The organism is Enterobacter sp. ECC-219, from assembly GCF_043966805.1.
GTDB classification, from domain to species: domain Bacteria; phylum Pseudomonadota; class Gammaproteobacteria; order Enterobacterales; family Enterobacteriaceae; genus Enterobacter; species Enterobacter cloacae_N.
This window is the reverse complement of sequence record NZ_CP143680.1, coordinates 31,244-56,735: the sequence shown is the minus strand read 5'-3', so window position 1 is coordinate 56,735 and position 25,492 is coordinate 31,244. Positions and strand designations below refer to the sequence as shown.

Genomic DNA, 25,492 nt, shown 5'->3' with positions numbered 1-25,492 from the left:
ATGCAAACGAGAAAAAATGAAATTTGGGTCGGCGTGTTCCTGCTGCTGGCGCTGCTGGCGGCACTCTTTATCTGCCTGCGAGCGGCAGATATCACCTCAGTACGCACTGAGCCGACGTATCGTATCTATGCCACCTTCGACAACATCGGTGGGCTGAAGGCACGTTCGCCGGTCCGCATTGGCGGTGTGGTGATAGGCCGCGTATCTGACATTACGCTTGATGAAAAAACGTATCTGCCGCGCGTCGCGATGGATATCGAAGAACGTTACAACCATATTCCGGACACCAGCTCCCTTTCTATCCGTACTTCCGGCCTGCTGGGCGAACAATATCTGGCACTTAACGTGGGCTTTGAAGACCCCGAGCTGGGAACGACTATCCTTAAAGACGGTAGCGTTATCCAGGATACGAAGTCCGCGATGGTGCTGGAGGATATGATTGGTCAGTTCCTTTACAACAGTAAAGGGGATGATAAAAAGTCTGACGATGCCCCTGCGCAGAGTGAAGACCATACCAACGTTGCGCCGACCCCTGGTGCTGCGAATTAATTCAGGAGAAGTCATTCATGTTTAAACGACTGTTAATGGTTGCCATGCTGGTCATTGCCCCTCTCACTGCGGCACATGCTGCGGATCAGAGCAACCCGTACAAACTGATGGACGAAGCTGCGAAGAAAACCTTCGACCGTCTCAAAAACGAACAGCCAAAAATTCGCGCGAATCCTGATTATCTGCGTGACGTGGTTGACCAGGAACTGCTGCCGTATGTGCAGATCAAATATGCGGGAGCGCTGGTGCTGGGGCGTTATTACAAAGATGCGACGCCTGCGCAGCGTGAAGCCTACTTTGCTGCATTCCGTGAATACCTGAAACAGGCCTACGGCCAGGCGCTGGCGATGTACCACGGTCAGACCTATCAGATTGCGCCAGAGCAGCCGCTGGGCGATGCCACCATCATTCCTATCCGCGTGACGATCAACGATCCTAACGGCCGTCCGCCGGTGCGTCTGGATTTCCAGTGGCGTAAAAATAGCCAGACCGGCCACTGGCAGGCGTATGACATGATCGCCGAAGGGGTGAGCATGATCACCACTAAACAGAACGAGTGGAGCGACCTGCTGCGCACCAAGGGCATTGATGGCCTGACCGCACAGCTGCAGTCTATTTCTCGTCAGAAAATTACTCTGGACGAGAAGAAGTAATGTCGCAGCAACTCCGCTGGTCACGTGAAGGTGAGACGTTAAAGCTGTCCGGTGAGCTGGACCAGGATCTGCTGAACCCGCTGTGGGACAAACGTCATGAAGCGATGCAGGGCGTGACGCTTATCGACTTAACCGACGTCACGCGGGTGGATACGGCAGGCGTTGCGCTGCTTGCCCATCTGGTTGCCGTGGGGAAAAAGCAGGGAACAAGCGTCATGCTTCATGGCGCGAGCGATAATGTCGTTACCCTTGCGCAACTCTACAATCTGCCTCAGGACGTACTGCCTCGTTAATATTTTCAGTGCGTTACTTCCGAAAGCCCTGACAGTTTCATCGTCGGGGCTTTTTGCTTGTTTAAGACGACGCCACTTTGCTCTAAGATGTTGGGCTTGTTTTCACTATCAGATGATTAAGAGCCCATGGAAAATCATGAAATCCAGACAGTGCTGATGAATGCACTCTCCCTTCAGGAAGCCCACGTCACTGGCGATGGCAGTCACTTCCAGGTTATTGCTGTGGGTGAGATGTTCGACGGTATGAGCCGTGTGAAGAAGCAGCAGGCTGTGTACGCGCCGCTGATGGAATATATTGCGGATAACCGCATCCACGCCCTGTCGATTAAAGCGTTCACCCCGCAAGAGTGGGCACGCGATCGCAAACTAAACGGTTTTTGAGCTGAGGGCTACAGGCCCGCAGCACGGTTGAATTTATAAGAGAGCACACAATGGATAAATTTCGTGTACAGGGGCCAACGCGTCTCCAGGGCGAAGTCACAATTTCTGGCGCGAAAAACGCCGCACTGCCAATCCTCTTTGCCGCGCTGCTCGCGGAAGAGCCGGTAGAAATTCAGAACGTACCGAAGCTGAAAGATATCGACACCACTATGAAGTTGCTCACCCAACTGGGCACTAAAGTTGAGCGCAACGGTTCCGTCTGGATTGACGCCAGCAACGTGAACAACTTCTCTGCGCCTTACGATCTGGTGAAAACCATGCGTGCTTCTATCTGGGCGCTTGGCCCGCTGGTGGCGCGTTTCGGTCAGGGTCAGGTTTCTCTGCCGGGCGGCTGCGCTATCGGCGCGCGTCCGGTTGACCTGCATATCTTTGGCCTGGAGAAACTGGGTGCAGAGATCAAGCTGGAAGAAGGTTACGTTAAGGCCTCCGTCAATGGCCGTCTGAAAGGCGCGCACATTGTCATGGACAAAGTTAGCGTTGGCGCTACTGTCACCATTATGTCTGCAGCGACGCTGGCGGAAGGTACCACCATCATCGAAAACGCCGCGCGTGAACCGGAGATCGTGGATACCGCCAACTTCCTCGTGGCGCTGGGCGCGAAGATCTCCGGCCAGGGTACTGACCGCATCACCATCGAAGGCGTTGAGCGTCTGGGCGGTGGTGTGTATCGCGTACTGCCGGACCGTATTGAAACCGGCACCTTCCTGGTCGCTGCGGCGATCTCTGGCGGTAAGATTGTATGTCGCAACGCGCAGCCAGATACCCTGGATGCGGTGCTGGCGAAACTGCGTGAAGCGGGTGCCGATGTTGAAACCGGTGAAGACTGGATCAGCCTCGATATGCACGGCAAGCGTCCGAAAGCGGTAACCGTGCGTACGGCACCGCATCCGGCATTCCCGACCGATATGCAGGCACAGTTCACCCTGCTGAACCTGGTGGCGGAAGGTACCGGTGTGATCACCGAGACGATTTTCGAGAACCGCTTCATGCACGTACCGGAACTGATCCGTATGGGCGCACATGCTGAGATCGAAAGTAACACCGTGATTTGCCACGGTGTTGAGAAACTGTCCGGTGCTCAGGTAATGGCAACGGATCTGCGTGCGTCTGCAAGCCTGGTGCTGGCGGGCTGTATCGCGGAAGGCACGACGGTGGTGGATCGTATCTACCACATCGATCGTGGTTACGAGCGTATTGAAGACAAACTGCGCGCGCTGGGTGCCAATATCGAGCGTGTGAAGGGCTAGTAATCGTTCCGGCAGCCCCCTGCCAGAAATGACCGGGGGGTTGCTATTCCTGTCACAAAAACCGTTATTCCTGCGGTTCTGTTTTTACTTTTCTCTGGCGCATCATGCGCGTTCTGTCGATAAATTCATGAGTAACTGGATCGTGATAGCGTGAAGGCCAGATCACCCACGGGTGCGTTTCCAGCGCCGTCGCGATAATTAATTCTCCCTTTGGCCAGGGGCGGGTCAGGGCGTTGGCCAGGGTGGAAGAACTCAGACCATGGCGGCGGGACTCTGCTGCAAGTGACGTACCTCTTTTGCGCAGTGCCGCAATGATATCTGCCGTATGCCAGTCGATAAATTTCGTATCCATAACGCTGTCCTTAAGTTCGGATTCACCTACGCCGTTTCTTCTGAAACGACTGGCTTACTATACCCATTTCACATTCGTGTTCTAAAAAGTTCGCGTTACTTGAAGGGATATTCAGAATAAGGCATGGCTTTATTCATGCGGGCTCTAACCCGATGAATTTACGTGAATACGGAATTTACTGGTGCGTTTTTGAACCTCCCCGCGATGGGGGCGGGGAGGTGGGTCAAGATTAACGGTCGCGCTGAACAGCGATGTGGGCAAGACCAATCAGCGCATCGCGCCATGGGCTGTCTGGAATAACCTGGAGAGCTTCGATGGCTTTGTCAGCCTCTTCTTCAGCACGCTGACGGGTCCATTCCAGTGATCCGCAGATGGCCATGGTTTCCAGTACAGGTTCCAGAAGATGGCGACCATTTCCCTGTTCGATCGCCTCACGGATCATTTTCGCCTGGTCGGCTGTTCCGTTGCGCATCGCGTGAAGGAGCGGCAGGGTCGGTTTGCCTTCGTTCAGGTCATCGCCAACGTTTTTGCCGAGCGTTTCGCCGTCCGCGCTGTAGTCCAGCAAATCATCAATCAGCTGGAAGGCAGTGCCCAGATAGCGTCCATAGTCCTGCAATCCTTTTTCCTGCGCCTCGGAACAGCCAGCCAGAATGCCCGAGCACTGGGCGGCAGCTTCAAACAGGCGCGCTGTTTTGCTGTAGATAACGCGCATGTAGTTTTCTTCGGTGATATCCGGGTCATTGACGTTCATCAGCTGCAGCACTTCGCCTTCAGCGATGACGTTGACGGCTTCTGACATCACCTCCAGCACTTTCAGAGAGCCGAGGCTGGTCATCATCTGGAAGGCGCGGGTATAGATAAAGTCCCCGACCAGAACGCTGGCGGCGTTCCCGAAGGCTGCGTTTGCCGTGGCTTTGCCACGACGCATATCGGATTCATCCACAACATCATCATGCAGAAGCGTCGCGGTGTGAATAAATTCAATCAGCGCGGCGATCGTCACGTGGGCATTTCCCTGATAGCCAACGGCTCTGGCAGCCAGAATGGCAATCATCGGGCGAATGCGTTTACCGCCGCCGCTGACAATGTAATAGCCCAACTGATTGATCAGCTGAACGTCAGAGTTGAGTTGCTCCAGGATTGCTGCATTTACACCCGCCATATCTTGCGCGGTTAACTCGTTGATTTTTTCTAAATTCATCGCAAAAGCCGGGCTTTTTATCCTGTTGTTCCCATCTTCAATGGGGTAACGAAGGGTTTCGGTTTATCAATAGTAGTGCTGATTGTACTGAAAAAACGGCTCAGATAAACGTTACCGTACGTGTTGTGTTTTTTTTCTTCATGTATTGACGGTAGCACTTGTCAAAGGCTCGCGTTTTGCGTAATATTCGCGCCCTATTGTGAATATTTATAGCGCACTCTGATTCATACGAGGACGTGCGCGGAAGCGGAGTTTATATGTACGCGGTTTTCCAAAGTGGTGGTAAACAACACCGAGTAAGCGAAGGTCAGACCGTTCGCCTGGAAAAGCTGGACATCGCAACTGGCGAATCTGTTGAGTTCGCAGAAGTTCTGATGATCGCAAACGGTGAAGAAGTCAAAATCGGCGTTCCTTTCGTTGATGGCGGCGTTATCAAAGCTGAAGTTGTTGCACACGGTCGTGGCGAGAAAGTTAAAATCGTTAAGTTTCGTCGTCGTAAACACTACCGTAAGCAGCAGGGCCACCGTCAGTGGTTCACTGATGTGAAAATTACTGGCATCAGCGCCTAAGACCTGAGGAGAGATTTAAATGGCACATAAAAAGGCTGGCGGCTCCACACGTAACGGTCGCGATTCAGAAGCTAAACGCCTTGGCGTTAAGCGTTTCGGTGGCGAATCCGTTCTGGCGGGTAGCATCATCGTTCGTCAACGTGGTACCAAATTCCACGCTGGCAACAACGTAGGTTGCGGTCGTGACCACACTCTGTTTGCTAAAGCAGACGGTAAAGTGAAATTTGAAGTTAAAGGCCCGAACAACCGTAAATACATCAGCATCGTTGCTGAGTAAGGTTTTCTCGGTCCGGTAACGGATTAAAGCCCCGCAACGTGTTGCGGGGCTTTTTACATTGGAAACCCGGAAAATTTTCTGTAGGGAAAACGGGCATGAAGCAGCAGGCCGGCATTGGTATTCTTTTGGCGCTCACGACCGCAATGTGCTGGGGTGCGCTGCCAATTGCAATGAAGCAGGTACTGGAAGTGATGGAGCCGCCTACGGTGGTCTTTTATCGCTTTCTGATGGCAAGCATCGGTCTCGGGACCATCCTTGCAATTAAAGGTAAGCTTCCACCGTTGCGACTCTTCCGTAAACCTCGCTGGCTGGTGTTACTGGCCATTGCGACGGGCGGTCTGTTCGGTAACTTCATCCTGTTCAGCTCTTCCCTGCAGTATTTAAGCCCTACGGCGTCTCAGGTGATTGGCCAGCTTTCACCCGTGGGTATGATGGTTGCCAGCGTGTTCATCCTCAAAGAGAAGATGCGCGGGACGCAGATTATCGGGGCAACCATGCTGCTGTGTGGTCTGGTGATGTTTTTCAACACCAGCCTGATCGAGATTTTTACACGGCTTACGGACTACACCTGGGGCGTGATCTTCGGCGTGGGAGCAGCAACGGTCTGGGTGAGCTATGGCGTCGCGCAAAAGGTGTTATTGCGTCGCCTTGCTTCACAGCAGATCCTTTTTTTGCTGTACACTTTGTGTACAGTGGCATTATTGCCGTTAGCGAAGCCGGGCGTCATTGCCCAACTGAGCGACTGGCAACTGGCGTGCCTCATTTTTTGTGGGCTTAACACGCTGGTCGGTTATGGCGCGCTGGCGGAAGCGATGGCGCGCTGGCAGGCAGCACAGGTGAGCGCGTTGATCACGCTTACCCCGCTGTTTACGCTGTTATTTTCAGATTTTTTATCAATGGCCTGGCCCGATGTCTTCGTCAGACCGATGCTCAACCTGTTGGGCTATCTCGGTGCGTTTGTCGTGGTTGCGGGCGCGATGTATTCCGCCATTGGTCATCGTCTTTGGGGACGTTGGCGCAAAAATGAAGCGGTCGTAGTAGTCCCCCGCTCAGGCGAATGAGTTACGGAGAGTAAAATGAAGTTTGTTGATGAAGCGACGATTCTGGTCGTGGCAGGTGATGGCGGTAACGGTTGTGTAAGCTTCCGCCGTGAAAAATATATTCCTCGTGGCGGCCCTGACGGCGGTGACGGTGGCGATGGTGGTGACGTGTGGCTGGAGGCGGATGAAAACCTCAACACGCTGATCGACTACCGCTTCGAAAAATCCTTCCGCGCTGAACGCGGCCAGAACGGCCAGAGCCGTGACTGTACCGGTAAACGCGGTAAAGACGTTACCATTAAGGTTCCGGTCGGTACGCGCGTTATCGATCAGGGCACCGGTGAAACCATGGGTGATATGACCAAGCATGGTCAGCGCCTGATGGTCGCAAAAGGCGGCTGGCACGGTCTGGGCAACAGCCGTTTCAAATCTTCCGTTAACCGTACCCCGCGCCAGAAAACGATGGGTACTCCGGGCGATAAGCGCGATCTGCAGCTGGAGCTGATGCTTCTGGCAGACGTGGGCATGCTGGGTATGCCAAACGCCGGTAAATCGACGTTTATTCGTGCTGTCTCTGCGGCGAAACCAAAAGTGGCGGACTATCCGTTTACCACGCTGGTGCCAAGCCTCGGCGTTGTCCGTATGGATAACGAAAAGAGCTTCGTCGTGGCTGATATCCCTGGCCTGATCGAAGGCGCTGCAGAAGGGGCGGGCCTGGGTATTCGTTTCCTGAAGCACCTTGAGCGCTGCCGCGTCCTGCTGCACCTCATTGATATCGATCCAATCGACGGTTCCGATCCGGTTGAGAACGCCCGCATTATCATCGGCGAGCTGGAAAAATACAGCGAAAAACTGGCGAGTAAACCACGCTGGCTGGTCTTCAACAAGATCGACCTGATGGACAAAGCGGAAGCCGAAGCGAAAGCCAAAGCGATTGCTGAAGCGATGGGCTGGGAAGATAAATACTACCTTATCTCCGCGGCAAGCCAGGTTGGCGTGAAAGATCTCTGCTGGGATGTGATGACCTTCATCATCGAGAACCCGGTCGTTCAGGCTGAAGAAGCGAAACAGCCAGAAAAAGTCGAATTCATGTGGGATGACTACCACCGCCAGCAGCTCGAAGAGCTGGAAGCGGAAGAGGAAGACGACTGGGACGATGACTGGGATGAAGATGACGAAGAAGGTGTCGAGTTCATCTACAAGCATTAATATCTGTCCGAAGCCCCCATCCAGGGGCTTTTTTCATTCCAGCGTTGAGGGCAGCCAGCAGCTTGCTATCAGGCCGCCTTCAGCGCCATTCTCCAGCATCAGCTTACCGTGATGAAGCTGCAGGATGCGCTGTACGATACTCAGGCCCAGGCCGCTGCCGCCGTAACGCTGATCGAGGCGACGGAACGGCTCCGTGATCGACTGTCGGTGCGCTTCGTCGATACCTGGCCCCTGATCGATAACGCTGAGCTGCGTACCGCCTTCGACCTCGGTAAGCGTTACGGTAATCGTGGTGCCTGTCGGGCTGTAACGCCCGGCATTCTCCAGCAGGTTGCGCAGCATCAGCCGCAGCAGTACCGCGTCTCCCTGTACCGTGAGCGCACTTTTGTCCGGCCATATCACCGTATGCGCTTTGGCTTCATGCTCAAGACCAAGAGGCGTGATGATCGTGTCCGTCCAGTTGATGGTTTCATAGTGACCGCTCGCCATCGCCTGGCCGGCACGGGCCAGCATCAGCAGTTGCTCAACGGTGTGCATCAGCTGGTCGATACGGCTGATTAACGCCGTGGCCTGCGGGGAGCCTGACTGCGCCATCAGCTCCAGATGAAGTCTGATTCCGGCAAGGGGCGTTCGCAGTTCGTGGGCGGCGTCCGCCGTGAAGAGACGCTCCTGCTGGATGGTACTGTCCAGCCTGGCGAGCAGCTGATTGAGCGAGGTGGTCACGGCGCCGATTTCTTCCATGTCGGAATACATAGGAAGCGGGGTTAAGTTATCCGCCGAACGGTTAGCCAGGCTCACGCGCAGTTTGTGCAGCGGCCGGGTTATCCAGGTGACCGCCCAGAACGAGAAAAACAGCGTAAAGCCAACCATCACCAGAGAAGGAACCAGCAGCGAGGCAATCGCTTCGCGGATCTCTTTCTCGACGTGGTTGTTACGTGATTTTGCCGACAGCGTTTCGTTCACCAGGAAACCAATCTGCTCCCGGCTTTCGTGCCATAACCAAATGACGCTTATCAGCTGGAAAAATAACAGAATGACCGCCAGCAACACCATTAATCGCCGACGCATGCTGTTCATTTCTGGCTCTCCAGACGGTAGCCAACGCCGCGGACGGTTTTAATCCGGTCTTTGCCGAGCTTACGACGCAGGTTATGGATGTGGACTTCGAGGGTATTTGACCCCGGATCGTCCTGCCAGGAGTAGATATCCTGCTGAAGGGTTTCTCTGTGTACCGTTTGTCCGCTTCGCATGATCAAACGCGTGAGCAAGGCGAACTCTTTTGGTGTGACTTCAACGGGCTGGGACTGGCGCAGGACCTGCTGGGTTTGCAGATTCAGGGTAATGTCCCCGTCGGTTAGTAAGTTATCACTATGGCCCTGATAACGGCGTATTAACGCTCGCACCCGAGCCTGAAGTTCTGCGAGCGCAAAGGGCTTCACCAGGTAATCATCGGCACCAGCATCAAGGCCGGTAATACGATCTTCAATGGCGTCGCGTGCGGTCAGGATCAACACCGGATTGGCGATGCCGCGGCGACGCCACTGGGTAAGCAGCGTCGCGCCGTCTTTGTCCGGCAAACCTAAATCAAGGATCACCAGGCTGTATTCGCCGCTCTGGATCAGGGCATCCGCCTCTGCCGCGGTGCCAGCACAGTCCAGGGCATAGCCTTGATTGGCCAGCCCCAGCGCCAGTCCTTCCTGTAATAACAGATCGTCTTCAACTATAAGGAGTTTCATCTCTGTTTGTTCGGTCCAGTATCCTTGCGATGTCATGATTATGGCAGAAAGCGGTGCACAGGCGCACGCACGATTTTGCATCATTAATCTTAATTAAATCCTAATTAAATTTAATTGAATAGTGGGGGCATAGGCCGCCAGATATAATGTTAGTCTTTTTCTGACACAGTTGTTGTCATTGACGTGCTGCGATAAACGAGTAAAAGAATGGAATCTCTTTATTTATTAATGCTTTCGATCGTTTGTATTATTGTTGCAACTTATATTTATCGGTATAAAGCTCAACAAAATGCTTACATTTCAGTACTCATTTTTGTATCGACTGTTGGCGCCGTTTTTCTCGATGGTTTTTGGACTGTTTGCCAGTATTTTACCGGTGATGGGGTCAATGAATCTGTTCTTTACACGTTAACGACAACGATGGAGGGCGGAGAAATAAATGATTACATTTGGCCATCCATATTAGCAGTATTACTCTGTGTTGCGGTTGTTGTTGTTATTCATAAGGTATTATTCAGTGGCGGTGCAGGTAATAAAGAAAACTGGATTTATGCGGTGTTATCCACCTTTTGTAGTGTTCTGGCATTGCTTGTTTCACCTGCTTTTTCGCAACTTAGCGGCACGATGATGTTATCAGAAGCAGTGGATGGTTCAGATTTTAATGAATATTATATTAATGAGCCCAGTAAAATTGAACAGCCTAAGTTCAATTTGGTTTACATCTATGCTGAAAGTCTGGAACGTACTTATTTCGATGAAAAAGTCTTTCCGGGTTTGTTACCAGATTTAAAGAAATTAAAAGAGAAAAGCGTCGATTTTTCTAATACTTTCCAGATGCCAGCCACTGATTTTACCATCGCGGGTATAGTTGCTTCGCAATGCGGGTTACCATTATTCAAACCCACAGCGTTTAATGGTGAAAATACGGTTGGAACATTCTACCCGGAGAGCCATTGCCTGGGAGATATACTGAGTGCATCAGGCTACGACACCTATTTTTATCAAGGTGCAAATCTTCATTTTGCTGACAAAGATGCTTTTTTTAAAATGCATGGCATAAAGCATACATGGGGGTTAACGGAATCTGGCTTGCAGGATAATTTTGAACTACAGAATAACTGGGGTCTCTATGATAACGTGGTGCTGGACAAAGCCTGGGAAAAATTTAACGAGCTTTCCGCTTCCGGACAGCGTTTCGCCCTGTTTACACTAACGGTCGATACACATCCACCGAGGGGGTATATCTCCCCCGGATGTCGTCAGAAAAATTACACCATTGATGGCCGTTCTGTTGAAGCATTAAGCGCCGTGCTTTGCAGCCAGGAAGACATCTCGCGATTTGTACAAAAGATTCAGTCATCCCCCTGGGCCAAAAATACGCTGATTGTTCTCTCATCGGATCATTTGGCCATGCCCAGTACAGCGGTTTCTGTTGATTACCTCAACAAAATGGAGCGTCGGGATCTGTTTTTCATCCTCGGGCCGCAGGTGAAGCCTGGCCTGGAATCGCAGCCAAGAAGTACTCTTGATAATGGGGCAACTGTGCTGGACCTGCTAGGTGGCGAAAAGAAAATAGGCCTGGGGCGGAGTTCGGTCAGCGAAAAATCGCTCTCGGAAAGTGTGCCTGATTTCAAAAATAAACTGTATGCATGGGCTGACAGCATACGTGGACTTTGGGGAATGCCAGACCACATCGACGATTTTACGATCAATACACAGAAAAAAGAAATTACGTTTAGCGGTCATACCTTTAGCTTGCCAATCCTGATCGACATTAAATCTGATCAAGTGCTGCCCGTTATTGATGATGGCAGTAGAAATATCTCGTTGAGGCAATCACTGGCATTTTTACCCGAAGGCGAGCGGTTTGTCTGGATCGATAAATGTTTTCGTCCTGCAACTATTTGGCGGAACGAGTTCGTGCTTTCTGAAGCCTGGTGCGTTACACAGGGTAAGGCCGGAGGAAAGATTACGGTCGATAAAGTAGGCAGTGATGTATATCAAGGCAAGGTAAGCATTGATGATAGCCCAACAGATACTGCACGCTATCAACGTGAGCAGGGGCAAATGAAAATGAGTCCCGATGACATTCGTTATGTCGGGAATACATTCAAATTTGCCTTAGACGGAAGACCTATGTTTATCGAAAATATGATGGGCATCGGTCGCCAGGAATCCTGGGGGCGTTGGTCAGATGCGTTGACCTCTCCTTCAGTCATGCTGCTCTATAAGTCACCGTTCCCACGCGAATTTAATGTTGAGATTGAAGCGAAAGCCTATGGCAAAAATATCAATGCCCCCGTTGCCATAACAATTGGCGAACAGACGCAGTATGTGCGTTTTGGTGAGAAGGCGACCAGGATTACCCTTCATTACACAGGGGATCTCTATTCCCGTTTGCTGACAATTACCCCACCTGAGCCCACGCTTAGCCGAGAGGGAAGCATATTAGGGCAAAGCTTTACTTCCCCGGTGCGAAAGATAGGTATTGGACTGATTGAAGTGAAGATTACGCCAGTGATTCAGACCACCGACAGGAAGTAACGGTGAGGGATGGCCTGCAATCCACTGCAGGCCAACACGAACATCAATTGTTCTGGTAAATATCTTTATAAAGCCTGCTCTCGAAGCGAACCAGTGGAATACGACGGTTGCGCTGGTCGGTCGGTTCGACGGCATAGCCGGAAAGATACTGCACGAATGCCATGCGCTGTCCGCTGGCGGTCGTGATGAAGCCTGCAAGGTTATACACCCCCTGCAGCGAACCTGTTTTAGCGGATACTTTGCCATCCACACCCGCAGCGTGAAGCCCGGCGCGATACTGCAGCGAACCGTCGTGTCCGGCCAGCGGCAGCATTGAGATAAAGTTTAGCTCAGTGTCATGCTGTGCAATGTACTGAAGCACCTGCATCATGGTGGCCGGGGCAATCAAGTTATGGCGCGATAATCCGGAACCATCGACGGCGATAGTGTTACCCAGATCGATCCCTGCCTGCTGGCGCAGGATCTGACGAACAGCGTCTGAGCCCGCGCGCCAGGTTCCCGGCACGCCGAAGCGCGCGTGACCAATCATGCGGAATACGGTGTCGGCAATCATGTTGTCAGACTTTTTCAGCATAATCCGCAATAAATCATGCAGCGGCGGTGACTGTTTGCTGGCAATGACCGTGCCCGGCTGGTTGACCTGCGTCTGGCGTAGCAGCGTGCCGGAGTAGGTTATTCCTGCCTGCTTCAGTTCATCCTTGAGAATCGCACCCGCATAGCCTGCGCCATCCTGAATCGCGAAGGCCAGCGGCAGCGGATCGGCGCGCTGCGTCAGGCAGCCGGTGAGGGTGTAGCGGTTAAGATCGCCAGGCACCACGTCCAGTTCGCAGTACTGGGCATCCGGGGAGCCTTTAGCCAGCGTACGCACCTGGCTAAACATGGTCACCGGATAGTAAGATGCCACGCGAATAAACGCTAAATCATCCGGTTTTGGCGCGCTGTAAAGGGAAATCGAGAAGCAGTTGCGGTCAACAATCGCGGCCGCAGGCGGGGCGCTAAAGCACTGCGTCATGTCGTTCCACGGCCAGCCTGGGGCTTTATCGTGGCTGGCAAAAATGGAGGTATCGATCAGCACGTTGCCATCGATTTTTGTCACGCCGGATTTTTTTAACACCGCCACCATGTTGCGGATATCCTGGCGTTTAAAGGTGGGATCGCCACCGAAACGGGCGATAAGATCGCCTTTCAGTTCGCCTCCCTCGACGTTACCTTTGGTTTCAAGCGTGGTGGTAAAACGGAAGTCAGGCCCGAGCTGAAGCAGGGCTGCGAGGGCTGTGATCACCTTCTGGGTACTGGCAGGCAGCGCCATCTGTTGACTGTGATAGTCAATCTCGGGAGCCTGTGCGCCAACCTTCTGCACCATCAGGGCAAGGTTCGCGCCTGCGGGGAGCTGATTAATGTACTCATCAACATTCGCGGCCTGGGCGGTGAACGTTATACTGGTAGTCAATCCGATGATAAAACTGGAAAATCGCATAATCTCGCGCTAACAACCCGAAAACAAACCGTCATACTACGGTGCATAGCACTGCAAAGTAAACGATGACCCATAGTGAACTTCGCGGTAAAATGCGTATCAAATTGAAAAATTGCTGCTGACCTGGGGCGTCGCTCCCGGGTCGGTTTTCTTTTTGCTTCTTGCCCGCTTAGGGGGGCAGGAGCAGGGAACACTGCTCCCAACAGGAATGTTTAAGAGGTATAACAAATGCAAGCTATTCCGATGACCTTACGTGGTGCCGAAAAACTGCGCGAAGAGCTGGATTTCCTGAAATCCGTGCGTCGTCCTGAAATCATCGCCGCTATCGCGGAAGCCCGTGAGCATGGCGACCTGAAAGAGAATGCTGAATACCATGCGGCGCGCGAGCAGCAGGGTTTCTGTGAAGGGCGCATTAAGGATATCGAGGCGAAACTGTCTAACGCGCAGGTTATCGATATCACCAAAATGCCTAACAATGGCCGCGTGATCTTTGGTTCTACCGTCAGCGTTCTGAACCTGGACAACGACGAAGAGCAGACCTATCGCATCGTGGGCGATGATGAAGCCGACTTCAAACAGAACCTGATTTCGGTGAACTCACCGATTGCTCGTGGCCTGATTGGCAAAGAGCAGGACGATGTTGTCACCATCCGCACCCCTGGCGGCGAAGTGGAATACGAAATTATTAAGGTTGAATACCTGTAATTCGCTTCTCTACTAAGATGTTGATACATTGTAAAGAAAAGAAAAAGGCCGCGTAGCGGCCTTTTATCAACTCAAGGAGCATGGCATTTTGCTCGCCTGCTGAAAGAAATCCCTCGTTTCACACAGAAAATGTGATTGATTCAGGATATCCTTAGCGTGGCAGCGAGATTTTACGCTCTTTAGATGGGCGATAGAGCACCAGCGTTTTACCGATGACCTGTACATTACAGGCGCCGGTTTCGCGCACGATGGCTTCCACGATCAGGTTTTTAGTGTCTCTGTCTTCAGAGGCGATTTTCACCTTGATCAGCTCGTGGTGTTCCAGCGCTTGTTCAATCTCGGCAAGCACCCCTTCGGTCAAACCATTGTTGCCAAGCATCACTACAGGCTTGAGCGGATGTGCCAGACCTTTAAGGTGCTGTTTTTGTTTAGTACTCAGATTCATCGTATATTTTTGCTTACGTTGGGATTGAAAACGGTTCATTCTACCGCCATCTCCCTTATATCGCCAAATAGCTGCGTAGAAATTTACGTCACAGGCAAGCAACGATGAACCAGGACGGAAATGTTAAATGACAGGTAAAAAGCGTTCTGCCAGTTCCAGCCGCTGGCTTCAGGAACACTTTAGCGATAAATATGTTCAACAGGCACAGAAAAAGGGGTTACGTTCCCGTGCCTGGTTTAAACTTGATGAAATACAGCAAAGTGACAAACTTTTTAAGCCGGGGATGACGGTTGTTGACCTCGGTGCGGCACCGGGCGGATGGTCCCAGTATGCGGTAACGCAGATCGGCGGAACGGGCCGCATCATCGCGTGTGATCTTTTACCAATGGATCCCATCGTCGGTGTCGACTTCCTTCAGGGCGACTTTCGTGATGAATTAGTGCTGAAAGCGTTACTTGATCGTGTTGGTGACAGTAAGGTCCAGGTTGTCATGTCGGATATGGCACCAAATATGTGCGGAACACCGGCGGTGGATATCCCCCGCGCCATGTATCTGGTGGAGCTAGCGTTAGAAATGTGTCGTGATGTACTAGCGCCTGGTGGTAGTTTTGTTGTGAAGGTGTTTCAGGGCGAAGGTTTCGAGGAGTATCTTAAGGAAATTCGCTCCCTGTTTGCGAAGGTTAAAGTTCGTAAGCCGGACTCTTCCCGGGCCCGTTCCCGAGAAGTGTATATTGTAGCGACCGGGCGAAAATGATAACCGGTAGATTTCAGGCGAAAGTTTGAATGAAACTGGATATAGAGTATCCTGACGCTGTTTTTAACACAGTTGTAATATGAGGTTAATCCCTTGAGTGACATGGCGAAAAACCTAATACTCTGGCTGGTCATTGCCGTTGTGCTGATGTCAGTATTCCAGAGCTTTGGGCCCAGCGAGTCGAATGGCCGCAAGGTGGATTATTCTACCTTCCTGCAAGAGGTCAATCAGGACCAGGTTCGCGAAGCGCGTATCAACGGACGTGAGATCAACGTTACCAAGAAAGATAGTAACCGTTACACGACTTACATCCCGGTGAACGATCCTAAGCTGCTTGATAACCTTCTGACCAAAAACGTCAAAGTGGTAGGCGAGCCGCCAGAAGAACCAAGCCTGCTGGCTTCTATCTTCATTTCCTGGTTCCCGATGCTGCTTCTTATCGGCGTCTGGATCTTCTTTATGCGCCAGATGCAGGGCGGCGGTGGCAAAGGTGCCATGTCGTTCGGTAAGAGCAAGGCGCGTATGCTGACGGAAGACCAGATTAAGACCACGTTTGCTGACGTCGCCGGTTGTGACGAAGCGAAAGAAGAGGTGGGTGAGCTGGTTGAATACCTGCGTGAGCCGAGCCGTTTCCAGAAACTGGGCGGTAAGATCCCGAAAGGCGTTCTGATGGTCGGCCCTCCGGGTACCGGTAAAACCCTGCTGGCGAAAGCCATCGCGGGTGAAGCGAAGGTGCCGTTCTTTACTATTTCAGGTTCTGACTTCGTGGAAATGTTCGTGGGTGTCGGTGCATCTCGTGTGCGTGACATGTTCGAGCAGGCCAAGAAGGCAGCACCGTGCATCATCTTCATCGATGAAATCGACGCCGTAGGCCGCCAGCGTGGCGCAGGCCTGGGCGGTGGTCACGATGAGCGTGAGCAGACCCTGAACCAGATGCTGGTTGAGATGGACGGCTTCGAAGGTAACGAAGGTATCATCGTTATCGCGGCAACTAACCGTCCGGACGTACTTGACCCCGCGCTGCTGCGTCCAGGCCGTTTCGACCGTCAGGTTGTGGTCGGTCTGCCGGATGTTCGCGGTCGTGAACAGATTCTGAAAGTCCACATGCGTCGCGTACCGCTGGCGCCAGATATCGACGCGGCAATCATTGCGCGTGGTACCCCTGGCTTCTCCGGTGCGGACCTGGCTAACCTGGTCAACGAAGCTGCACTGTTTGCCGCACGCGGTAACAAGCGCGTGGTCTCCATGGTGGAGTTCGAGAAAGCGAAAGACAAAATCATGATGGGTGCGGAACGTCGCTCCATGGTGATGACGGAAGCGCAGAAAGAGTCCACCGCGTACCACGAAGCGGGCCATGCGATTATCGGTCGCCTGGTGCCGGAACACGATCCGGTGCACAAAGTGACGATTATTCCACGCGGCCGTGCGCTGGGTGTGACCTTCTTCCTGCCTGAAGGCGACGCGATCAGCGCCAGCCGTCAGAAGCTGGAAAGCCAGATTTCGACCCTGTACGGCGGTCGTCTGGCAGAAGAGATCATCTACGGGCCAGAACACGTGTCTACCGGTGCGTCGAACGATATTAAAGTGGCGACAAACCTGGCGCGTAACATGGTGACTCAGTGGGGCTTCTCCGACAAACTCGGTCCGCTGCTTTATGCAGAGGAAGAGGGCGAAGTATTCCTGGGCCGCTCTGTGGCGAAAGCGAAACATATGTCCGATGAGACGGCACGTATCATCGACCAGGAAGTGAAAGCGCTGATTGAACGTAACTACGGTCGCGCGCGTCAGATCCTGAACGACAATATGGACATCCTGCATTCGATGAAAGATGCGCTCATGAAATATGAGACCATTGATGCACCGCAGATTGACGACCTGATGGCTCGCCGCGAAGTGCGTCCGCCAGCAGGCTGGGAAGACCCAGGTGCTTCCAACAATTCTGACAATAATGGCACCCCGCGTGCGCCGCGTCCGGTCGATGAACCGCGTACGCCAAACCCGGGCAACACCATGTCAGAACAGTTGGGCGACAAGTAAGTCACTGCTGTTGAAGCGTTTGTCTGTACATCAAACCCTGGAGCTTGCTCCGGGGTTTTTCTTTTCCGTTAAACCATACTAAAACCAGGGATTTAACCATGAAACTCTTCGCCCAGGACTCGCATCTCGATCTTTCACATCCGCATGTGATGGGGATCCTGAATGTTACCCCTGACTCCTTCTCTGACGGCGGCACGCACAACACGCTTATCGACGCGGTTAAGCACGCAAATTTAATGATCAACGCGGGTGCCACCATCATTGACGTTGGCGGTGAATCGACGCGTCCCGGCGCGGCAGATGTTTCGGTGGAAGAAGAGCTGGCGCGCGTGGTGCCGGTGGTTGAGGCCATCGCGCAACGTTTCGAGGTGTGGATCTCCGTCGATACGTCCAAACCAGAAGTGATCCGTGAAGTGGCGAGAGTGGGTGCTCACATTATTAATGATATCCGCTCGCTGACCGAACCGGGAGCGATCGAGGCCGCTGCAGAAACCGGCCTGCCGGTATGCCTGATGCACATGCAGGGGCAACCGAAAACCATGCAGGAAGCACCGAAGTATGATGATGTCTTTGCCGAGGTGAATCGCTTCTTTATTGAGCATATTGAACGCTGTGAGCGTGCAGGCATCCCAAAAGAGAAATTGCTGCTCGACCCAGGGTTCGGTTTCGGTAAAAATCTCTCACACAATTATGCGTTGCTTGCGCGCTTATCGGAATTTCATCATTTTGACCTGCCGCTGCTGGTAGGGATGTCGAGGAAATCGATGATTGGGCAATTGCTGAATGTAGGACCGGGGGAGCGCCTGAGTGGCAGCCTGGCCTGCGCGGTAATTGCGGCGATGCAAGGCGCGCACATTATCCGTGTCCATGACGTCAAAGAAACAGTAGAAGCCATGCGTGTGGTGGAAGCCACACTGGCAGCGAAGGAAAACAAACGCTATGAGTAATCGTAAATATTTTGGTACCGATGGTATCCGTGGGCGCGTAGGCGATGCTCCAATCACCCCTGATTTTGTTCTGAAGCTCGGCTGGGCTGCTGGCAAGGTACTGGCGCGTCATGGTTCACGTAAGATCATTATTGGTAAAGATACCCGTATTTCGGGCTATATGCTGGAATCTGCGCTGGAAGCAGGTCTGGCGGCTGCCGGGCTTTCAGCTTCCTTTACAGGCCCAATGCCAACACCTGCTGTTGCCTACCTTACGCGCACCTTCCGTGCAGAAGCGGGGATTGTGATCTCGGCGTCTCATAACCCGTTTTACGACAACGGTATCAAGTTCTTCTCCATTGACGGCACCAAGCTGCCGGACGAAGTGGAAGAGGCCATTGAAGCTGAAATGGAAAAAGAGATCACCTGTGTTGATTCCGCTGAGCTGGGTAAAGCGAACCGTATCGTCGATGCGGCGGGCCGTTATATCGAATTCTGTAAAGGCACCTTCCCGAATGAGCTGAGCCTGGCGCACCTCAAAATTGTGGTGGACTGTGCAAACGGCGCAACTTATCACATCGCTCCGAATGTGTTCCGCGAGCTGGGTGCAAAAGTCATCGCCATCGGCTGCGAGCCGAATGGTCTGAACATTAACGAAGAAGTCGGGGCGACGGACGTGCGTGCCCTGCAGGCGCGCGTGCTGGCGGAAAAAGCCGATCTGGGCATTGCCCTGGACGGCGACGGTGACCGCGTGATCATGGTTGACCACGAAGGTAATAAAGTCGACGGTGATCAGATCCTCTACATCATTGCCCGTGAAGGCCTGCGCCAGGGCCAGCTGCGCGGTGGCGCGGTTGGGACGCTGATGAGCAACATGGGTCTGGAGCTGGCGCTGAAACAGCTCGGTATTCCATTTGTTCGTGCGAAAGTGGGCGACCGCTACGTGCTGGAAAAACTGCAGGAGAAAGGCTGGCGTATTGGTGCCGAGAACTCTGGTCACGTGATCCTGCTCGACAAAACCACTACTGGCGACGGTATCGTAGCCGCGCTGCAGGTGGTTGCCGCGATGGCGCGCAACCATATGAGCCTGCACGACCTGTGCAGCGGGATGAAAATGTTCCCGCAGATTCTGGTGAACGTGCGTTTCACTGCCGGTAAAGGCGACCCGCTGGAAAATGACAATGTGAAAGCGGTAATGGCTGACGTTGAAGCGGCTCTGGGCAGCCGTGGGCGCGTGCTGCTGCGTAAGTCAGGTACCGAGCCGCTGATCCGCGTGATGGTGGAAGGTGAAGACGAAGCGCAGGTCACTGAATTTGCGCACCGTATCGCGGATGCCGTGAAAATTGCATAATTAAACCACTCTTTTTATATTTAAGGGCGATGAATATCGCCCTTTTTATTTATATTGTGAATGGGAATATTTATGCGAAGTTGGTTCAATTCTTAATATATTAACATTGAAAGCTTTGTGAAAAAGTGTAACTATTAATAATAAGATGCATATTCAATAATATGTGTTTCAAAACCATGCCCATTTTCTATTTTTCCATTATATCAATTTTAATTTCTCTTAAAGCGGAATTAAGAAGATTTCGTTTGACTATTATGTATAAATAAATTTTATCTGCATTATATTTCTGGGTCTAAATATATTCCTATAGTGGCTATATGGGGCTATAAAAACGTGATGTGCATTCCTATAATGCGCTGCGTTCTCAGGAACGGTCTTGGGAATTAAAACAATTTTAAGGGAAATAGAATGAACACCATGGTTTGGAATCTGAAAGGAAAATTGAATCGCAAGGCTGCGAAATTACAGGAGATGCGTAAACAGCGCGGTGTAACCCTGCTGGAAATCATCATTGTGCTGGGTATCATCGGTGTTATCGCTGCGGGCGTTGTCATTCTGGCACAGCGTGCATTCACCGCACAGGATCTGTCTGATATTCAGAACAACGCAAACAGCATTCGTACTTCTATGACTGAAGCCTTTAAAGATGAAGGCAGCTATCCAGATGATAAAGGTGGTATTGTTGGTCTGACCAAATCTACCATTTCTAAATCTGACCTGGATACGCCAATTGTTACTCTGGTTAAACTGGGTAAAATTTCTCCTGACGAATCCTTCAACGGCATTTCCAACGATGCATTCCAGATCACCAGTGCAAAACTGGATGATACCAGCTCTCAGAACAAAGCATTTGTGCTGGTTGTTAACGGCCTGGAAACGGAAGAATGTCGTAACCTGATCTCTGAAATGGGTAACCAGTGGGATTACGTTGAAGCGCTGAATACCGGTGCAAATGCTGGTGCTACCGTTGCGAGCGTTGACGGTCGTAACCTGAGCGTTGCTAAATCTGGCGCAATCCTGAAAACCCTGGTCTCTGGCGAAATCTCTGCTGCCGACATCACTGCATCCGGAATCTGTGATGGCGAAGGTGCAGCTAACGGCGTGATCTTCGGTAGCAAATAATTAAGTACTTAATACTTATTATTTAGTGAGCCCCCCTGCTGTTGGGGGGCTTTGTTGATTGCTTAAACAGGACTTGAACGATGCGCTTCAGAAAGGATTCAGGCTTCAGTTTGCTGGAAATCATTATCGTGCTGGCTATTGCTGGCGGCGTTATGGTGATGTACACGCATTATGCGCGGAAAAAAGCCGAGAACATCGCTCAGCAGAATGTCGCCGACGCCCTTGCTGAGGAAATGAAGGGGGTACTGGAATTTATTGATGATGACACCATTGCGTTGGTTGGCGAGAAAAACGAAACTGACAGCCCACTCTATAGCGATGAAAAGAGTGAGTATGATGCTTATCATACGCGCATTACGAATGAAATTGATGCCACCGACACGGGCAGCAAGGATAATTATTATCTGTGGGGTGATGACAATAATAAAACCAAACAGCAGCGCTATCTGTTCTTAAGCAGCAACTGTAAATCATCGCTGAAATCAACTTTTGCGTTTGAAAAAGAGTATCTGCCCTGTTTTATGCGCAATGTGGCAACCAACTCTACTGCGGTAATTGATCGCGTGGGTTTTGCGGGGGGGGATAAAGATTCCGATCGTCAATTCGATATCAATCGCATTGATACGATCGTTCGGTTCAAAAAAGAAGAAGTAAACACCGATTATCATTTTGCCGATTTCGCGCCCCATTTTACCGAGGCGTTTTCAAAAGCTGGTTTTACGGTATCGCATGCGATGGTTGTGCACCGCACCAACAGTTCATCGAACTGGCAGCTGGTTCTGAATAAGAAAGATAAAAAAACGCCGATTGAGCTGAGCAGCATGGCCAGCAACCTTGACGCACTGGATCAGTACAAGAAAGACGAGTTTGGCGTGCGTTTTACTATTGATACTAACGATAATTCGGGCAATAGCAGCAACGCCGGCGGCAAGGTCTGTTGGGCCCGCGGCGATAGCGGCGTGAAGCTGTGCTACGACGATAATGCGGGAACAGGCGCACATGGCGAGGACACCGTTCTGGACCTTACCATGACGGATCCGGACAACACCAGAAATAATGATATGGCAGGCACCCTGAAAGCGAACCTTGTCATGGAAAATACGAGTACAAAAGTTGCGATATTCAAAAGAGCTGGCAGTGGTTGGTTAGTCTTTGATGAAAATAATAATCCGGTCCCTTTAACAATCAATGAAATGTACGGTGGAACTCACATAGCTGAATATGCTCTAGACGATCAAAGAGTTGATTCAGCTAACCCTTACGTAGACACCCAGGCACCTCTTAGTAGTCGCACTTACTTTTCTGAGCATTACGATGCCTATGAATTAGTTACGCCACCTTCTGTCGAATACGGTGCCCCTATGGGTTATGGCACGAACTTAGACCACACGTTTGATGGCGAAGAATTACCTGATAGTGAAAAGCAACCATCATATGTGGAATACAATGATTTTGCTTATGAAGGTCGGGTCCCAACCAATGAAGGGGGGTACCGCTACGCTGTCCAAACGTGTCCAAAAGTGGAGCAGGAACTTACCCTTATCGACGGTGATGGGCAACCGGTTCTGGATGATGAAGGTAACATCAGGAAATTTAAATATACGCGACAACTTTATCCTCGGTTAGCGGCATCTATTTCTTCCATTGCTGCTCAACCCCAGCCTGATGACAGCCATCCTTCAGGACCTTGGGGCTTTTCCGTACCAGAACAAAACCGAGCAATGTTGCAAGATAAATACCCTGTAGGAATGTTTGGAGGAATTGCTGTCCAGGTTGAATTTGCAGAGCAAGATACTACACCTAACGGGCCCAAGACAGCGCCGAATAGAACAGCTGGCAAGCACTATATCTATCAAAATACAAAATATGTGTGGATAGTGAGTGCAACAATGGGCATGTATAGCGCCACTACGGGGGAAGGTATGAATATTCTCAATCCAAATACTGTTTCTTATACCATTACAAAATGGTGTAGCACGATTCCACAAAGTGGTACACCAGAAGATTTAATCGACACACAGCATTATGAATAACTTTTGATATAATGGAATATAAATAATATGAATATTATTAACAGCAATAAATGGATTGTAGCAGGCATATTACTGTGCTGCGTGAGTAATACCTATGCATCAATGAACACCTCTTACGAAGTGACACTGGCTGCGAATACTACGACGTCTGCGGGCGCTGCGACACCACGCAACCCTTTTGCTGAAGAAAATGGTGTATCGTCAGCTTATGTCCCGATGGCGCCCGTAGCGACAGCGGTACCCGCAACGTCTGGGGCACGTTCTTTGGTGCTGCCGGAAAACATATTGTTAAGCCAGGCATTAAAACAGTGGTCTGAAGGCAACCATTACAAACTGTTCTGGAACAGTAAAAAAGATTATCTGATTTACAATACTATTACCCTGAGTGGGAAAAGTGATGACGACATTTTACAGTCGTTAGGTGAACTCTTTTTCTCTGAAAATTACGGTTTAGTCGTTAAGAAATACGAAAAAAACCACGTTATCGTTATTGATGAAATGTAAGTGGATGGAACCCATGAAACTGAAAACAGGTATCTTATTGCTGGCTTTCCTTGCGCAAGGATGCGTAAGCGATTTAGAAAAAAAATACGACATCCCCAAAAAGATTACAGAAAATACTTCCGATTCAACCACCATTGATGACGCGAAGACCAAGCCCTATATTAAGTATGACTCTGCCTATTTAGGCAAGAAAGTACAGTACAGCGTTGAACAGCAGAAGGTAATGGGCAAACATGTGAAAATTACCTCCTATGAGCCTACCACGCTGTCGGCTCTGATGGAGGTGGTTTCCGCACAAACCGGGATTAGCTTCCGTATTAACGCCTCTGCGATGGGTGAGAAAAAAGCAAGCACCGATGACTCGTGGGACACGCCACGCTCCGTGCAGTTCGACGGCAACTTCGAAGACTTCATGAAGTATATCGATTCGCTTTATGACGTCAGCACCGCGCTGGACGCCAGCAACATTCTTAAAATTAACGTCTTCGATACCTATGTTATGCGTCTTGACTTTTATGGCGAAAATAACAAAACGGAAACGAACCTGGATCTGTCAGGTAACGAAGCGACGTCTGGTGGCGGCCTGACCGGAAAATCCGAGACGAAGTTTGAGTCCTCTTTCTGGGATGACGTGGAAGATATGGCGAAAAACTACGTCACGTCCGGTAACTACACCCTGTTTAAGGATTCTTCAATTCTGATGGTGAATTCACGTCCATCTGAACATGAGGCATTGAGCAAAGCGCTGGATAAATATAAAGCGGATAACAGCCGTCAGTTTATTGTCACGTATCGCATTTATTTACTTGATAAAACAAAAGAGAAGAATCTGGGCGGCGGTTTAAATCTTAATTTTGCAGATGCACATAACACCATCAATATCAGCAGCAGTATCCTGAATAACCTGGGCGGCGGTATCACCGCGGGCTGGAAGAACAGCCATGTTGATATCAGTACGGGCCTGGATGCGTTATATAAATTAACGGGTAGTGAATCGTTGCAAAGTGGTTCATTCATCACGCGCAACAATATGGCGATTCCGGTCAACATGACGCAGTCTCAATACTATGTATCCGGAAGAACGCGTACAACGGATGATACCGGTGAAGTAAACGTTGAAATTAATACTGATGAAATTGTCACCGGTACCAGCTTTATCATCACCCCGCGCGTGTTGTCCGATGGTCGTATCGAAGTGGTCAGCGGTTTCACCAAGCGCTTCCTCAACTCTATTGACGAGTATGAAGACGTACAGCTGCCAAACGTCAGCACTACCGAGTCGTTTAACTCTTCCATTATCAAGCCGGGAGACTTACTGGTTGTAGGCAAATTTGAAGCGAAGGCATCGAAAGATGGACTCCAGTATGAAGTGTTGGGGGCCAATGACACTCACTCAGACGGCGTCGCAACGGTCCTGATGGTAATCGGGGTTGACTATTATCGTCAGCCAATTACTTCACGTGGTGAATAAGTGGCTTCGCGATGAATGATATTTTATTCAAGAATAACATATTAACCGGGCTCTACTGGGAGCCTCAAAGCCTGGAGCACTTGCAACCGGCGGAGCAGGCCTCATTCCGCGGGATGATGAAAGCCTATCGGCGTCTGGTTTATAAAGATTCTGCTGGAGAGTTGGCCATTGGTTACAGCACCAGGATCTCCACGCTCTACGAGCCGTTTGCACTTTATGTAAAAGAGCTCTATGGAGATGGGATTTATTTCTCTCATGAATCTAATCAGGCGACATATTTTCTGATTATTAATGACGGTCGGATCGTCAGCGGAACGGACTGCTTTATCAACAAAGCGCTTTTTGATGAGTTAATGAAGCACACCGATGAGTACAGTCATCTGGAAGTCACGCCTCTGGAAGAGACTCAGATTACTGCCGTTGTCGAGCGCTGCTGTGCTCGACAGGCGCGTCTGAAGCGACGCCGTCGTATCATCATCGGTTCTATTTTTTCTGGCGGTGTTGCGCTTTTGGCTGTTTTGGCATTGTTGCTTCATTTTTTTGTGACGGGATAACG

General features: G+C 51.0%; 26 protein-coding genes. 20 read left to right on the top strand and 6 right to left on the bottom strand.

What is annotated here, in order from left to right; genetic code table 11:
* The 5 genes from mlaD (at position 1) to murA (ending at position 3,183) form a co-directional block, all read left to right on the top strand.
* The gene (gene mlaD / locus V1603_RS00295) at positions 1-549 is read left to right on the top strand and encodes an outer membrane lipid asymmetry maintenance protein MlaD (RefSeq protein WP_041911946.1); all 549 of its coding nucleotides are present in this window, start codon (positions 1-3) and stop codon (positions 547-549) included.
* A gap of 17 nt (positions 550-566) precedes the next feature.
* Positions 567-1,202 carry a phospholipid-binding protein MlaC gene (gene mlaC, locus V1603_RS00290; protein ID WP_061096951.1) on the top strand — a complete coding sequence of 212 codons (636 nt, stop codon included), beginning with the start codon at positions 567-569 and terminating at the stop codon, positions 1,200-1,202.
* Positions 1,202-1,495: a lipid asymmetry maintenance protein MlaB gene (gene mlaB, locus V1603_RS00285; RefSeq protein ID WP_116343510.1), complete on the top strand. Its 294-nt coding sequence runs from the start codon at positions 1,202-1,204 to the stop codon at positions 1,493-1,495. Before mlaC ends, mlaB begins: the two co-directional genes overlap by 1 nt.
* A gap of 126 nt (positions 1,496-1,621) precedes the next feature.
* Positions 1,622-1,876 (top strand): BolA family iron metabolism protein IbaG, encoded by a 255-nt coding sequence (ibaG, locus tag V1603_RS00280; RefSeq protein WP_008501458.1) that lies wholly within the window; start codon positions 1,622-1,624, stop codon positions 1,874-1,876.
* A 50-nt stretch (positions 1,877-1,926) separates the two neighbouring features.
* Complete coding sequence (gene murA, locus V1603_RS00275; RefSeq protein WP_395313373.1) at positions 1,927-3,183, top strand: UDP-N-acetylglucosamine 1-carboxyvinyltransferase; 1,257 nt, start codon at positions 1,927-1,929, stop codon at positions 3,181-3,183.
* 64 nt (positions 3,184-3,247) lie between these two features.
* On the opposite strand, the gene sfsB is transcribed toward murA, so the two are convergent.
* Positions 3,248-3,535 (bottom strand): DNA-binding transcriptional regulator SfsB, encoded by a 288-nt coding sequence (gene sfsB / locus V1603_RS00270; protein WP_061096952.1) that lies wholly within the window; start codon positions 3,533-3,535, stop codon positions 3,248-3,250.
* 229 nt (positions 3,536-3,764) lie between these two features.
* Positions 3,765-4,736, bottom strand: a complete 972-nt coding sequence (gene ispB / locus V1603_RS00265) for an octaprenyl diphosphate synthase (RefSeq protein ID WP_028014558.1) — start codon at positions 4,734-4,736, stop codon at positions 3,765-3,767.
* A 257-nt stretch (positions 4,737-4,993) separates the two neighbouring features.
* On the opposite strand from ispB, the gene rplU reads away from it, so the two are divergent.
* From rplU to cgtA, 4 genes are all read left to right on the top strand, one after another.
* Positions 4,994-5,305, top strand: a complete 312-nt coding sequence (rplU, locus tag V1603_RS00260) for a 50S ribosomal protein L21 (protein ID WP_003025032.1) — start codon at positions 4,994-4,996, stop codon at positions 5,303-5,305.
* A 19-nt stretch (positions 5,306-5,324) separates the two neighbouring features.
* Positions 5,325-5,582: a 50S ribosomal protein L27 gene (gene rpmA / locus V1603_RS00255; protein ID WP_004385076.1), complete on the top strand. Its 258-nt coding sequence runs from the start codon at positions 5,325-5,327 to the stop codon at positions 5,580-5,582.
* Positions 5,583-5,677: 95 nt separating this feature from the next.
* Positions 5,678-6,643, top strand: coding sequence for a DMT family transporter (locus tag V1603_RS00250; protein WP_395313372.1), 966 nt, complete (start codon positions 5,678-5,680; stop codon positions 6,641-6,643).
* Positions 6,644-6,658: 15 nt separating this feature from the next.
* Positions 6,659-7,831, top strand: coding sequence for an Obg family GTPase CgtA (cgtA, locus tag V1603_RS00245; RefSeq protein WP_014885381.1), 1,173 nt, complete (start codon positions 6,659-6,661; stop codon positions 7,829-7,831).
* Between the two features lie 33 nt (positions 7,832-7,864).
* Here cgtA and pmrB read toward each other — a convergent pair whose 3' ends face one another.
* Entirely contained in the window at positions 7,865-8,908 is a 1,044-nt protein-coding gene (gene pmrB / locus V1603_RS00240; RefSeq protein ID WP_395313371.1) for a two-component system sensor histidine kinase PmrB, read from the bottom strand.
* Positions 8,905-9,567, bottom strand: coding sequence for a two-component system response regulator PmrA (gene pmrA / locus V1603_RS00235; RefSeq protein WP_395313370.1), 663 nt, complete (start codon positions 9,565-9,567; stop codon positions 8,905-8,907). Before pmrA ends, pmrB begins: the two co-directional genes overlap by 4 nt.
* 207 nt (positions 9,568-9,774) lie before the next feature.
* On the opposite strand from pmrA, the gene opgB reads away from it, so the two are divergent.
* On the top strand, positions 9,775-12,111 hold the full coding sequence (opgB, locus tag V1603_RS00230) for a phosphatidylglycerol--membrane-oligosaccharide glycerophosphotransferase (protein ID WP_395313369.1): 2,337 nt from the start codon (positions 9,775-9,777) through the stop codon (positions 12,109-12,111).
* A gap of 43 nt (positions 12,112-12,154) precedes the next feature.
* Here the strand turns inward: opgB and dacB are convergent, their stop codons facing one another.
* Positions 12,155-13,588 (bottom strand): serine-type D-Ala-D-Ala carboxypeptidase, encoded by a 1,434-nt coding sequence (gene dacB / locus V1603_RS00225; RefSeq protein WP_192983864.1) that lies wholly within the window; start codon positions 13,586-13,588, stop codon positions 12,155-12,157.
* 228 nt (positions 13,589-13,816) lie between these two features.
* Between dacB and greA the strand changes: the two genes are divergently transcribed.
* Positions 13,817-14,293 (top strand): transcription elongation factor GreA, encoded by a 477-nt coding sequence (greA, locus tag V1603_RS00220; protein ID WP_006812122.1) that lies wholly within the window; start codon positions 13,817-13,819, stop codon positions 14,291-14,293.
* A gap of 151 nt (positions 14,294-14,444) precedes the next feature.
* Here greA and yhbY read toward each other — a convergent pair whose 3' ends face one another.
* On the bottom strand, positions 14,445-14,738 hold the full coding sequence (gene yhbY / locus V1603_RS00215) for a ribosome assembly RNA-binding protein YhbY (RefSeq protein WP_003861814.1): 294 nt from the start codon (positions 14,736-14,738) through the stop codon (positions 14,445-14,447).
* A 127-nt stretch (positions 14,739-14,865) separates the two neighbouring features.
* On the opposite strand from yhbY, the gene rlmE reads away from it, so the two are divergent.
* The 9 genes from rlmE (at position 14,866) to V1603_RS00170 (ending at position 25,490) form a co-directional block, all read left to right on the top strand.
* The gene (gene rlmE / locus V1603_RS00210; RefSeq protein WP_003861812.1) at positions 14,866-15,492 is read left to right on the top strand and encodes a 23S rRNA (uridine(2552)-2'-O)-methyltransferase RlmE; all 627 of its coding nucleotides are present in this window, start codon (positions 14,866-14,868) and stop codon (positions 15,490-15,492) included.
* Positions 15,493-15,594: 102 nt separating this feature from the next.
* On the top strand, positions 15,595-17,529 hold the full coding sequence (gene ftsH, locus V1603_RS00205; protein ID WP_013098921.1) for an ATP-dependent zinc metalloprotease FtsH: 1,935 nt from the start codon (positions 15,595-15,597) through the stop codon (positions 17,527-17,529).
* A 98-nt stretch (positions 17,530-17,627) separates the two neighbouring features.
* Positions 17,628-18,476, top strand: a complete 849-nt coding sequence (gene folP, locus V1603_RS00200) for a dihydropteroate synthase (RefSeq protein WP_163329748.1) — start codon at positions 17,628-17,630, stop codon at positions 18,474-18,476.
* Entirely contained in the window at positions 18,469-19,806 is a 1,338-nt protein-coding gene (gene glmM / locus V1603_RS00195) for a phosphoglucosamine mutase (RefSeq protein WP_316379851.1), read from the top strand. The genes folP and glmM overlap by 8 nt, the downstream gene beginning before the upstream one ends.
* A gap of 408 nt (positions 19,807-20,214) precedes the next feature.
* Positions 20,215-20,928 carry a type IV pilus major pilin gene (locus V1603_RS00190; protein WP_395313368.1) on the top strand — a complete coding sequence of 238 codons (714 nt, stop codon included), beginning with the start codon at positions 20,215-20,217 and terminating at the stop codon, positions 20,926-20,928.
* Between the two features lie 80 nt (positions 20,929-21,008).
* The gene (locus V1603_RS00185; protein ID WP_395313367.1) at positions 21,009-22,961 is read left to right on the top strand and encodes a type II secretion system protein; all 1,953 of its coding nucleotides are present in this window, start codon (positions 21,009-21,011) and stop codon (positions 22,959-22,961) included.
* 27 nt (positions 22,962-22,988) lie between these two features.
* On the top strand, positions 22,989-23,465 hold the full coding sequence (locus tag V1603_RS00180; protein WP_395313366.1) for a TcpQ domain-containing protein: 477 nt from the start codon (positions 22,989-22,991) through the stop codon (positions 23,463-23,465).
* A gap of 13 nt (positions 23,466-23,478) precedes the next feature.
* Complete coding sequence (locus tag V1603_RS00175) at positions 23,479-24,936, top strand: type II and III secretion system protein (protein WP_395313365.1); 1,458 nt, start codon at positions 23,479-23,481, stop codon at positions 24,934-24,936.
* Positions 24,937-24,947: 11 nt separating this feature from the next.
* Entirely contained in the window at positions 24,948-25,490 is a 543-nt protein-coding gene (locus V1603_RS00170; protein WP_233002716.1) for a pilus assembly protein, read from the top strand.
* Positions 25,491-25,492 lie beyond the last annotated feature (2 nt).